This is a genomic window from Micromonospora sp. NPDC048063, from assembly GCF_043202855.1.
In the GTDB taxonomy this organism is placed as follows: Bacteria; Actinomycetota; Actinomycetes; order Mycobacteriales; family Micromonosporaceae; genus Micromonospora.
Genome location: NZ_JBIDBG010000008.1, coordinates 1 through 12,421 on the forward strand (window position 1 = coordinate 1; position 12,421 = coordinate 12,421).

6 protein-coding genes are annotated in these 12,421 nt (G+C 75.0%); 3 read left to right on the forward strand and 3 right to left on the reverse strand.

Going from position 1 to position 12,421, the window contains the following annotated elements; genetic code table 11:
* Positions 1–291 precede the first annotated feature (291 nt).
* Entirely contained in the window at positions 292–2,544 is a 2,253-nt protein-coding gene (locus ACGFZ2_RS20130) for an MMPL family transporter (protein ID WP_393455633.1), read from the forward strand.
* A gap of 591 nt (positions 2,545–3,135) precedes the next feature.
* Here the strand turns inward: ACGFZ2_RS20130 and ACGFZ2_RS20135 are convergent.
* Positions 3,136–8,052 carry an SCO7613 C-terminal domain-containing membrane protein gene (locus ACGFZ2_RS20135; RefSeq protein WP_393455636.1) on the reverse strand — a complete coding sequence of 1,639 codons (4,917 nt, stop codon included), beginning with the start codon at positions 8,050–8,052 and terminating at the stop codon, positions 3,136–3,138.
* Between the two features lie 164 nt (positions 8,053–8,216).
* The gene (locus tag ACGFZ2_RS20140) at positions 8,217–9,644 is read right to left on the reverse strand and encodes a UDP-glucose dehydrogenase family protein (protein WP_393455639.1); all 1,428 of its coding nucleotides are present in this window, start codon (positions 9,642–9,644) and stop codon (positions 8,217–8,219) included.
* Between the two features lie 247 nt (positions 9,645–9,891).
* On the opposite strand from ACGFZ2_RS20140, the gene ACGFZ2_RS20145 reads away from it, so the two are divergent.
* Positions 9,892–11,055: an acyl-CoA dehydrogenase family protein gene (locus tag ACGFZ2_RS20145; protein ID WP_357692345.1), complete on the forward strand. Its 1,164-nt coding sequence runs from the start codon at positions 9,892–9,894 to the stop codon at positions 11,053–11,055.
* Between the two features lie 41 nt (positions 11,056–11,096).
* Here ACGFZ2_RS20145 and ACGFZ2_RS20150 read toward each other — a convergent pair whose 3' ends face one another.
* Complete coding sequence (locus tag ACGFZ2_RS20150; protein ID WP_393455642.1) at positions 11,097–11,756, reverse strand: hypothetical protein; 660 nt, start codon at positions 11,754–11,756, stop codon at positions 11,097–11,099.
* Between the two features lie 23 nt (positions 11,757–11,779).
* Between ACGFZ2_RS20150 and ACGFZ2_RS20155 the strand changes: the two genes are divergently transcribed.
* Positions 11,780–12,298, forward strand: coding sequence for an acyl-CoA thioesterase (locus ACGFZ2_RS20155; RefSeq protein ID WP_393258700.1), 519 nt, complete (start codon positions 11,780–11,782; stop codon positions 12,296–12,298).
* Positions 12,299–12,421: the final 123 nt, after the last annotated feature.

A 12,421-nucleotide genomic window follows, 5' to 3' on the forward strand; every position in this document is an offset into this window, starting at 1 on the left:
GAGATCAAACGCTGCCTCAAACGCTACGTCGCCCGAGAGATCTACCGACGCCTCGAAACTCCACCCCAACCACTTGACGCGGCATAGGAGCGTCGGCCCCCGCCCTCCGCGCCTCCGTCGCCTGACGGCCCCCGCCCTCCGCGCCTCCGTCGCCCGGGTGGGGTCCCGGCGACAGGGTGCGAGGACCGAGCCCGGGTGCGGTTTTCCGCACCCCGACGGCTGGGGGCGGCCCCGCGGAGTCGGCGGTCGACCTCATGGTCCGGGCCACGCCGGATTCGTAGCGTCGTCGGCATGATCCGTTTGTCGCGTGCGCCGAAGCACGCCGGCCTGTCGGCCCCGGAACCCTTCACCACGCGGATTGGCCGGTGGAGCGCCAACCATCCCTGGCTCGCCATCACGGCCTGGCTGTGCTTCGTGCTGGCCAGCGTGGTCGGCGGCAGCCTCGCCGGCACGGTCGAGGCGACCACGCAGGACAGCCTGCACGGGGAACTGGCCCGTGCGGACCGCATCGAGCAGGCCGGGGCCTTCCCCAAGGCCCCGGCGGCGGAGAGCGTCCTGATCACGGCGCGGGCCGGCGAACTCGATCTCGACTGGGCGCGGGCCGTGGCCACCGACCTGTCGACGCGCATGCGCGCCCTGCCCGACGTGGCGAAGGTGGCGGACCCGGTCACCTCCCCCAGCCGTCAGGCGCTGCTGGTCGAGGTGGAGATGGCCGGTTCGGCGGACGACGCCGACGCGCGGGTCGCGCCGCTGCTGGACGTCACGTCGCAGGCGCAGCAGCGGCATCCCGACCTCCGGGTGGAACAGGTGGGATCGGGTTCGCTGTCGAAGGCGCTGACCGAGACGCTGGCGGCCGACTTCGTCAAGGCGGAACTGATCAGCGTGCCCGTGGCGCTGGTGATCCTGCTGTTCAGCTTCGGCGCCCTGATCGCCGCCGGCGTGCCCGTCGTGCTGGCGTTGTCGGCCGTGGCCGGCGCGATGGGCCTGGCCCAGTTCGCCTCGCACATCTTCCCGGCGGGGGAGATGGTCAACAGCATCATCCTGCTGATCGGCATGGCGGTCGGCGTCGACTACTCGCTGTTCTACCTGCGCCGCGAGCGCGAGGAACGGGCCCGCGGGCGCGACCACCGCAGCGCGGTCGAGATCGCGGCCCGCACCTCGGGGCACGCCGTGCTGGTCTCCGGCGTGGCCGTCATGGTCGCCATGGCCAGCCTGTTCCTGGTCGGCGACAACACGTTCAGCTCGATGGCGACCGGCTCCATCCTGGTCGTCGGGGTGGCCATGATCGGATCCCTCACCGTCCTGCCCGCGATCCTGGTCGTGCTCGGACGCTGGGTGGACCGGCCCCGGGTGCCCTTCCTCGGCCGGCGGATCCAGCGGGCGGAGCACAGCCGCTTCTGGGCGGCGGTCCTGCGGCCGGCGCTGCGCGCGCCGCTGGCGACGTTCGTGATCTCCGTCGGAGTGCTGGTCGTCGTGGCCGTCCCGGCGCTGGGGATGAACCTCAAGCGGCCCACCCTCACCGACCTGCCCCGCTCGATCCCGATCCTGCACACCTACGACCGCCTGGCCCAGGCGTTCCCCGGCAACGACCTCGGCACCAGCCACCTCGTCGCGATCCGCACCGGCGGCACGGGCGGGCCGGCGGTGGAGCGCGAGATCACCGATCTCGCCGCGCTCATCAAGGGGGACGGCCGGTTCGCACAGCACCGCACCCCGACCGTACGCAGGTCCGCCGACGGCACCGTCTTCCTGGCGACCGTCCGGGTCGCGGGCACCACCGACAGCCGCGCGGCGGCCGAGTCGCTGCACCGGCTGCGCGCCGAGTTGTTGCCGCAGACGGTCGGCACGGTCCCGGGCACGGAGTGGGCGGTGGCCGGCCGTACCGCCAACGACGCCGACTTCCGCGACCGCATGGCCGACGCGCTGCCGGCGGTCGTCGCGTTCGTGCTCGCCATGACCTTCCTGGTCATGCTCGTCACGTTCCGCTCGGTCGTGGTGGCGATGACCTCGATCCTGCTCAACGCGATCTCCGTGGCCGCCTCGTACGGGCTGCTGGTGCTGGCCTTCCAGCACACCTGGGCGGAAGACCTGCTCGGGTTCACCTCCAACGGCGCGATCGTGTCCTGGCTGCCGCTGATGCTGTTCGTCATCCTCTTCGGGCTCTCGATGGACTACCACGTGTTCGTCGTGAGCCGCATCCGCGAGGCGGTCCTGCGGGGCGTACCGACCCGGGAGGCGATCGAGCGGGGCATCGTCTCGTCGGCGTCCACGGTGAGCAGCGCCGCGATCATCATGGTCGCCGTGTTCTGCATCTTCGCCACCCTGTCGGTCGTCGAGTTCAAGCAACTCGGCGTGGGGCTGGCCGCCGCGATCCTGATCGACGCCACCGTCATCCGCGCGGTCGTCCTGCCGTCGCTCATGCGACTGCTCGGCGAGGCCAACTGGTGGGCGCCGCGATTCCTCGCCGGCCGTCGTCGGACCGCGGTCGCGGACACCGACCGTGACGCCGACACGCAGGTCCTCGTGGCGGCCGTCGACCGGTAGCCGGGTCGGCGGGACGGCGCGCCGCGCGTGACGGGCCGCCGACCCCGATGATCCTTGCCCGACACACACACCGAACCGGAAGGAGGACGGGCACACCGGCCCGCGAGGGCACGGCGGCCCTGACGACAGATGACCACGCCCTCGCCTGCCTCGCGGTGATCGACGGGATGCCGAACGACCGGGCGGTCGCCTACGTCCGGCAGCACTACTCGCCCCAGGCCGTCGAGACCCCCTGGCAGCGCCGCTACGTCGCCCGGTTCCAGTAGCCGACCGCGACCATCCGGGGGCCGGGGCAGGGGCGATGGTCCCGTCGTGGGCCCCCGACCCGCACGGACGCCGCCGACGAGCAGCAGGGCCGCTCGTCGGCGGCGCTCTGTCAGCCGGCGAGGTCCGGCTCCTCCGGACGATGTCCCGCGCCATCTCCACGCCGAGCGCCGGCGGGTCGTCGCGCCGCTGCCCGAGCGCGCGCCCGGGGTTCAGCCCGACCTCGGCGTGCCGGCCCGTCCAGGCGCCGCCCGCCCGGCTTCTGGTGCGTTCGGCCCGGCCTCGGCGTCCCGTCCGACCCCGGCGCCGCCCGTCGGGCCCTGCGGCTCACCGCATGCCGCGTAGGGCCGTCTGGAGGCGTTCCTGGGCGCGGCGGCGGCGCTCGTTGCTCGCGCCGAGCACCAGCAGCAGGAGCCCGACCGGGATCAGCGCCAGCCACGGCCCGAGGCTGAACAGCGCGTGCACCGCCGCGATCGCGGTGACGGCGGCGCCGACGATCACCGGCGCCTGCTGCTGGCTCGTCGAGCCGAAGATGAGCACGGCGACCGCACCGAGCAGCAGCAGCACCTGACGCAGCGTGCTGGAGTCGGTGGCCAGCACGATCGCCAGGGTCGGCACGAACGCGGTGACCAGCGCCGGCCCGTACGCGACCCAGCTGCTCAGGTCGGGCCGGTGCCGCAGCTCCAGCACCCCGACGAGCAGGGCGAGCGCCGCGAAGGGCAGCGTGTACGCCTCCGGCAGCGCCACGTCGGCCACCCGCATCAGGATCCACCAGGCGGTGATCTCGCAGACCACCACCGCCCAGAACAGGATGCGCCGCTCCACCGGCCGGCGGCCCGGCCGGGTGGCCGCGACGCCGAGGACCGCGCCCCAGGCGGCCAGCAGCGCCGCGATGTGCCGGGGCGAGTCGAAGGCCAGGGCCAGGGCGATCAGGGCGGCGGCGTGCCCGCTCCACTCCACGGTGGCCGCCTCGCGCTGGGCCTCGGGACGGCGGAGCCGGGGCAGGGTCGCGGCGAACACCTGTAGGGCCGCGCCGACCGCCAGCACGCCGAACGCGGACCAGACGGCCGCGAGCCCGGCCACCAGGCCGACGGTGAGCACGAACAGCTGCGCCATCAGCGAGGCGAAGAGCCAGCCGAGGATGCGTGCCCGCTGGGTGGTGCCGAACAGCGCCGCCACCGTGCCGACGCCGACCGCGCCGCCGAGCGTGAAGAGCGTCAGCTCTCGGGTGGCGAGGCTGCCGGCCAGCCCCGCGCCCCCGGCGGCCAGCCCGATGGCGAAGACCAGCACCCGGGTCAGCCGCAGGGAACGGGCCGGCTCGACCAGCGGCGGGGGCGGGGTCAGCGCCAGGCCCAGCATCGAGATGGTGAACACGGCCAGCGCCGCGAGGGTGCTCGCCGGCCAGCCGTTGCCCAGCGCCACCGGGGTGATCAGCAGGGTCACGGCCGCGCCGGGCAGCACCACGGGCACCGCCCGGGAGCGCCGGCCGCCGCTGAACCCGGTGGCGGCCAGCGCGGCGGTCGCGGTGAGCAGCAGCGCGGTCAGCACGTGGGTGGCGTCGACCGCGCCGGGCGGCGGGGTGAGCAGCTCCGGCGGTGGCCCCTGCCAGATCCGGGCGAGGCTGCGGTGCGGCTCCACCAGGGCGACGACCAGGGACGGCGCGATCGACACCAGCGCCAGGACGGTGGGCAGCGCGGCGACGGTGAGCGCGCCGGCGGCCGGGCTGACCCGCCAGCGCCGCGTGCCGTCGTCCGGCAGCCGCCGCAGCGCCCCGTCGAGCAGCACCGACCAGCGCCGTACCGGCTGGGCCGAGCCGGCCGGCGGTTCGGTCGCGCCGCGGACCAGCTCGGCGAGCACCCCGAGCAGGGCCGCGGCGGCGGCGTAGACCCCGACGGGCAGCCCGGCGGGGACGGCGGCCAGCGCGGTCACGGTGGCGCCGCCGGCCACCGCCGCGCTCGCCCAGGGCAGGTACTGCGGAACCCGCCGCCGGGCGGCGGCCACCGCCGCCAGGCCCAGGCTGGACGCGGCCAGCGCGGCGGTGAGCACCACCTCCGGCGAGCGGCCGAACTCGGCCGCCAGCGCCGCGACCGCGCCCGGGGACGCGAGCAGGGCGGCGCCGGCGGCGGCGCCCCCGATCTGCGTCAGGTGCGGCGGCATCCCCTCGGTTTCGATGTCGTCGACCAGCGGCACGGCCAGCGTCCGGGCCAGCGCCGCCACCACCACGCCGATCAGCGCGATGCTGCCCAGCGCCAGCGCGGTGGTCCACGGCCGGACCAGGCCGGCCCCGGCGGCGTGCAGGGCCACCACGCCCGCCACGACCGCCCGGGACAGCCCGGCGCGAGGGTCGGTCGCCGCCACGGCGGCCATCCCGAAGACCGTGGCGACCATGGCACCGACCAGGACCGGCGACCACCACGGCAGGTCGAACGCGGCCGGCGCGCCGATCGTGGCGAGCACGGCCGCCGCCCCCGACACGTCGTACTTCCAGGGCGGCGGCAGCAGGACCGCGGCGGCGACGCCGAGCAGGGCCAGCGCGACCGGCGCCTGCCACGCCGACCCGCCGGTCGACGTGGCCGGCCAGCCGGTCAGGTCGCCGGCCCAGATCGGGCCGGGGGTGGCGAGCACCCCCAGCCCGCCGCGCAGCGCGCTCCAGCCGGCCAGCACGCCGATGAGCACGCCGCCGACGGTAAGGCCGAGGATGGGCCCGCGCCGCCACTCCTCGGGCATCGCGCGGGCGGCCACCGCGACCACCAGCACCAGCCCGGCGGCGACGGCGAGCTGGCCGCCGGGGGCGAGCACCGCCGCGATCCGGGCGAGGGTGGCGATCAGGGCGGCGGTCACCGCCGCGGCGGCGAGGTCGGAGCCGTCCAGGGCGAGATCGGAGCGTCGGCCCGCGTCGATGGGGCCGGCGAACACCACCATCGCGGCGGCGACGAGCAGCAGCCCGCCGACCCAGGCGTCGGCGGCGGTGGCGCCGGGGGCCCCGAACGCGGCGGCGGTGACCACGACCGTGCCCAGGGCGGTGCCCACCGCCAGCGGCGCCGGGACGTGTCGCTGGGACACCTGCACGATGGCGGCGTAGCCGAGGGTGACACAGACCGCCAGGAAGCTGGCCGCCAGCACCGGGACGGTGGCCTCGCGCAGGCTCGCCGGGGTGGGCGTCGGGTCGGTCGGCACGGTGGCGGCGACGAAGGCGGCCACCGCGCCCGGCAGCGCGAACGCCGCGCCGCCGGCGGCCCAGGCCGAGACGGTGTCGGCCGCGGCCGGGGCGAGCCGCATCCGGGGTGCCACGGCGACCAGCACCCCGGCGGCGAAGAGCGCGAGCAGGGCCGCGGTCGTCAGCGCCGGCCGGGCCAGGGCGGCGCCCGCCCCGAACAGCCCGACGCCGGCTGCGGCGACCGCGTGCGCCACGGCCGCCCGTCCGGTCCGGGCGGAGAGCCCGACGACCCCGATGCCGATCGCGGTCAGGACCATCGGCCAGGGCGCCACCGCCCACCCGAGACCGAACGACGCCGGTACGGCGAGCGCGGTCAGCGCCGCGCCGACCACCGCGAACTCCCGGCGGATCTCCGGCGGCAGGGCCAGCACCGCGGCCACGGTCAGCAGGAAGGCGCTCGCGGCGAGCTGCCAGGCGGCCGGGCCGACCGCGGCGGCCAGCTCGGCCGGGTGGCGGTCGAGGTCGGCCGCCCAGGCCGGCAGCGCGGCTCGGACGGGGGCGACCCCGGCGCGCAGGGCCCCGCCGGCGACGACCACCCCGCTGACCGTGAGCGCCACCGCCGAGGCGAGCTGCGGGCCGCGCCGGGCGGCCTCCGGCACCGCCCGCACGGCGAGCCCGGTGACGGTGATGACCGCCGCGATCAGCAGCAGCGCCCGGCCGGGTAGCGCCACCGAGGCGATCCGGCTCAGCGCGCCGATCACGGCCAGGGTGAAGATCCCGGCGCCGAGGTCGGGCAACGGCGGCCGGCGCAGCACCAGCGTTCCGGCCAGGCCCACGGCGGCGGCCAGCAACAGCGCCAGCCCCGCTCCGGTCGCGGCCGGCACGGTGGTCGCGCGCAGCAGGGCGGAGACGGCGTACGCGAGGGCGACGGCGACCGCCACCCCGTGCAGCGTCCAGGTCAGCTCGCGCAGCCACGGCACCGCCCGGGCGGCCGGGGCCGGCGTCGCCTGCTCCGGCGGGCCACCGTCGAGCACCTCGCCGGCCTCCTCCGGGGCCCCCTCCGGCCGGCCCTCGGCGCGACGCTGCCGGGGCGTGGCCGGTGCCGCCGACGCGGCGGGGGCGGCCGGCGGCTCGGGCAGGTCCCGGCGGACCGGCCGCTCCACGGTGACCGGTGACCGGGCCAGCCAGAGGTCGAGCACGGCCACCGCGGTCAGCACCAGCGCCCAGCCGCCGGGGCCGGTGACCCGGTCGTACGCGAACAGCGGCAGCACCGGCTGGGCGGCCAGCACGGTGGCGAACCGGGGCGCGCGCAGCCCCGTCCAGCCCGCGTAGCCGAAGGAGACGCCGGCGGTGACGGCGAAGATCACCCCGGCGAAGACCGCACCCGAGGCGCCGCCGTTGCCGATCCGGTCCACCGCCCACAGCGCGTAGCCGGCGAGCGGCACCAGCAGCAGGCCGACGGCGGAGATGGTCTCGGCGGTCGAGGTGAGCCCGCGCCGTGCCAGCACGGGCGGGGCGAGCAGCATCAGCACGGTCGCGAGCAGCAGGATGCCCAGCCGGGCCAGCGCGTCCATCGAGCTGGTGGCCACCGCGGCGAAGACCACCGCGGCGACGCCGAGCAGCAGCGCGCCGAGCCCGAGGGGGATGTTCTGCACCTCGCGGGAGGACGCCTCCGGCGGGTGCTCCGGGTCGTCGGCGTCGAGCCAGGTGGCGCTCGGCGGCGGGGGCGGGTCCTCCGGGCCGGCCGGGGTGCCCTGCCGGGGCACCCGGGGCGGTGCGCCGGTGGCGGCGGTGGGCGGGCGGCGGCCGGGCCGGCGGCGCAGCACCCGGCGGGGGCGGGTGGCCTGCTTGAGACGTTCCTCACCGGCGTGCGCGAGGATGTCCCGCTGGAAGAGCGCGGCCTGCATCTTGGCGGCGATCTGCCGCTGCTCGCTGGCGATGGCGGCCTCGCGGGCCTTCATCTCCGCGATGGACCGCTCGATCTCCGCCAGGTGCTCGACCCACTGTGGCTGGTGCGCGCCGCAGTGCGGGCAGCTGACGGCCGGTTTGATCTCCCGGCCGCACGAGGAGCACTGAAAGCTCGCCACGACACCCCTCCACCCGCACTGTGGACTCCCACCTTGGCAGCATGCCGAATGCGGGCGCGGATTTCGACAGTTGTCGGCGGGTCCGGGGCAAAGATCGTCCACGCGGACGGCAAACGGCCGGTCGCGGAGCGTGCTCCACGGCCGGCCGGTTCAGCGGTCGATGGTCAGGGGCGGCCCATGCCGCGGTACTCCCAGCCGGCCTGCGTCCACAGTGCCGAGTCCAGGCAGTTGCGCCCGTCGACCACCCGGCGGCCGGCGGCCAGCTCGCCGAGGGCGACGGGGTCGGCGTTGCGGAAGTCGGCCCACTCGGTGAGCACGCAGACGAGGTCGGCGCCGGTCACGGCCTCGTTGATGCCGGGCTCGTAGACCAGCTCGGGGGCCACCGCGCGGGCCCGCTCCATGCCCTGCGGGTCGTAGACGTGCACGTCGGCGCCGGCCTTGCGCAGCAGCGACGCGACGGCGAGCGCCGGGGCGTCGCGTACGTCGTCGGTGTTGGGCTTGAAGGTCGCGCCGAGCACGGCGATCCGAGTGCCGGACAGGTCCGGCCCGGCCGGCCCGGACCGGCGGCCGAGCAGCTCGGCGGCGAGCTGGACGACCCGGTTCCGGCGGCGCATGTTGATCAGGTCGACCTCGTGCAGGAAGCGCAGCGCCTCCCCGGCGCCGAGCTCCTGGGCGCGGGCCTGGAAGGCCCGGATGTCCTTGGGCAGGCAGGCGCCGCCGAAGCCGAGCCCGGCCTGGAGGAAGCGGTTGCCGATGCGGGGGTCGAAGCCGATGGCCCGGGCGAGGTGGGTGACGTCGCCGCCGGCGGCCTCGCAGACCTCGGCCATCGCGTTGATGAAGGAGATCTTGGTGGCGAGGAAGGCGTTCGCGGCGACCTTGACCAGCTCGGCGGTCGCGAAGTCGGTGACCACCAGGGGCACCTCGCGGTCCTCCGTGGCGGCCAGGTCGAAGACGCCCTTGTGGGCGGCGTAGAGCATGCCGTTGGCCCACTCGCTCTTGACGCCGACCACGATCCGGTTGGGCCGCAGCACGTCGTCGACGGCGAAGCCCTCCTGGAGGAACTCGGGGCTCCACGCCACCTCGACGCCGAGGTCGGCGGGGGTGTGCTTGCTCACCAGTTGCTCGACCCACTCGGCGGTGCCGACCGGCACGGTGGACTTGCCGACGATCAGCGCCTTGCGGGTCAGGTGCTGGGCCAGGCTGGTCACCGACGCCTCGACGTACGACAGGTCGGCGCCCATGCCGTCGGCGATCTGCGGCGTGCCGACGCAGATGAAGTGCACGTCGCCGAACTCGGCGACCTCGGCGATGTCCGTGCTGAACCGCAGCCGCCCGGCCGCCAGGTTGCGCTTGAGCAGCTCGTCCAGGCCCGGCTCGTGGATCGGCACCTCGCCGGCGTTCAGCATGGCGATCTTGTCGGCGTCGACGTCGAAGCCGAGGACCTCGTAGCCCAGCTCCGCGTAGCAGATGGCGTACGTCGCACCGAGGTAGCCGGTGCCCAGGAAGGTCACCCGCGGCCGCTGCGCGCCCGAGGGGGGCGTCACCGCGGCGATGGCGGGCATCGGCTGGCTGTTCGGGTACGGGATCGTCACGCCTGTCTTCTCCGCTCGCGCTGGCGTCGCGTCGTCGCGTCGCGTTCTGCTGCGGCGCCTGGGCGGGCACCGGAGGGACTCTATGCCTGTCACTTCCATCATCGCCGGGCGGCGTCGACGCTCGTCGTGCCATAGCCTACGCGGCGGTAACATCGCCTGAGGTTGGTCGCTATCCTTCAGTCTGCGCCGTCGACGGTCAGGAGACGCTACAGACTGCGCATGATAGCGGTGAAGGGGAGGGGCCGACATGGCCGCAGAGCAGTCGTTCGACGTCTACCGGTTGCCGGAGGAGCACGAGGCGATCCGGGAGGCGGTCCGTGAGGTCTGTGCGGCCAAGGTGGCCCCGCACGCGGCCGAGGCGGACGAGACCGGTGAGTTTCCGAAGGCGTCCTACGACGCGCTGCGCGCCGCGGACTTCCACGCCCCGCACATCCCCGTCGAGTACGGCGGCGCGGGCGCGGACGCCCTGGCCACGGCCATCGTGATCGAGGAGGTGGCGCGGGCCTGCGCGTCCTCCTCGCTGATCCCCGCGGTCAACAAGCTGGGCACCATGCCGCTGCTGCTGGCGGGCTCGGAGGAGCTCAAGCGCCGCTACCTGAGCCGCGTCGCGTCGGGCGACGCGATGTTCTCGTACTGCCTCTCCGAGCCGGAGGCGGGCAGCGACGCGGCCTCGATGACCACCCGCGCCGTACGTGACGGCGATCACTGGGTGCTCAACGGCGTCAAGCGCTGGATCACCAACGCCGGGGTCTCGGAGTTCTACACGGTCTTCGCGGTGACCGACCCGACGGCCCGGTCCCGGGGCATCTCCGCGTTCGTGGTGGAGAAGTCCGACGCCGGGGTCAGCTTCGGCGCCCCGGAGAAGAAGCTCGGCATCAAGGGCTCGCCGACCCGCGAGGTCTACCTGGACAACGTCCGGATCCCGGCGGACCGCATGATCGGCGCCGAGGGCACCGGCTTCGCCACCGCGATGAGGACCCTGGACCACACCCGGGTCACCATCGCCGCGCAGGCCCTCGGCATCGCCCAGGGCGCGCTCGACTACGCCAAGGGGTACGTGCAGGAGCGCAAGCAGTTCGGCAAGGCGGTCGCCGAGTTCCAGGGCGTCCAGTTCATGCTCGCCGACATGGGCATGAAGCTGGAGGCGGCCCGGCAGTTGACGTACGCCGCCGCCGGCAAGTCGGAGCGCGGCGACGCCGACCTGACCTACTTCGGCGCGGCGGCCAAGTGCTTCGCCTCGGACGCGGCGATGGAGATCACCACCGACGCGGTGCAGCTGCTCGGCGGCTACGGCTACACCCGGGACTACCCGGTCGAGCGGATGATGCGCGACGCCAAGATCACCCAGATCTACGAGGGCACCAACCAGGTGCAGCGCATCGTGATGGCCCGCCAGCTCCTCAAGGGCTGACCGGTCGTCGGGCGGGCCGGTCTCCCTGCCCGCCCGATCTGTCACCGGATCTCGGTCGTGTCCTCCGGCTGGTTGCCGGTGCGCGGCGGCGCCGACCACGGCGACTCGCCGCCGGTGCGGCGGGGCAGCGGCTCGGTCGGCGTCGAGTCGTCCGGGTAGCCCAGGGTCAGCGGGGCGGTGTCCCGGTCGGTCGAGCCGGCCGGGGGCCAGTCGGTCAGGGTGAAGTCGTCCCGTTCCGGGCCGGTCGCGGGCTCCGGCGCCACCTCGGCGGCCGGGCGCGGCCACCGGCGCCAGCGCTGCCCGCTGAACGTCGCCATGATCAGCAGCAGCCCGATCAGGAAGAGGGTGCCGTTCTCCACCGGCACGTGCAGCGGCAGGGGGTCACCGAAGACCTTCCAGCCGTCCGGAATGCGGTCCCGCACCTCGAACGGCGCGGCGAACATCCCCACGTACGGGGCGGCGAGCAGCAGCCCGGCCACCAGCGGGCCGAGCGGTGAGATGCGCAGCGTGCCGAGCAGGCCGAGCAGGATCCCGCCGACGGCGAGGTAGACGGCAGGCTCGATGAGATTGGCCGAGTTGGACGTGCCGATCTCGACCCAACGGTCGACGGTGCCCGCCGACCCGTCCTGCCCGAGCGTGACCAGCACCCACGTGACGGGTGCCACCACCAACCCGGCGAGGAAGCTCCAGAGATGTCGCATCCGCGCACCGTACCGTTTCCGACATGACCGAGCACCCCTCCACCGCGCCGGCCGGCAAGCCGACCTCGTACTCCCGGGTCACCCTGAGCCGGATCATGACCGCTGTCGACGTCAACCTCTACGGCACCGTGCACGGCGGGGTGCTGATGAAGTTCATCGACGACGTGGCGGGGGCGGCGGCCGCCCGGCACAGCGGCGGCACGGCGGTCACCGCGGCCATCGACGAGATCGTCTTCGCCGAGGCGGTCCGGGTCGGCGACCTGGTGCACGCGCACGCCCAGGTGAACTGGACCGGGCAGACCTCGATGGAGGTGGGCGTCCGGGTGGTGGCCGAGCGGTGGGACTCGGCCGAGGACGAGCCGGTCGGGGTGGCCACCGCGTACCTCGTCTTCGTGGGCGTCGACGTCGGCGGCGCGCCACGGGCGGTCCGGCCGGTGCTGCCGGAGACCACGGAGGACGAGCGGCGGTTCCGGGAGGCGGAGATCCGCCGGGCCCACCGCCTCGCCCGCCGCCGCGCCATCCAGGCCCACCGCGCCGGCTGACCCATCACGAAGGCTGAGGTGTAAGGAAGGGTCCCTTCCTCTACCGCAGACGTTAGGAAGGTGCCCTTCCTTACACCCGGCCCACACAGGGTGGTGGTGGGGCATGTGGGTTCGGCACGTGCG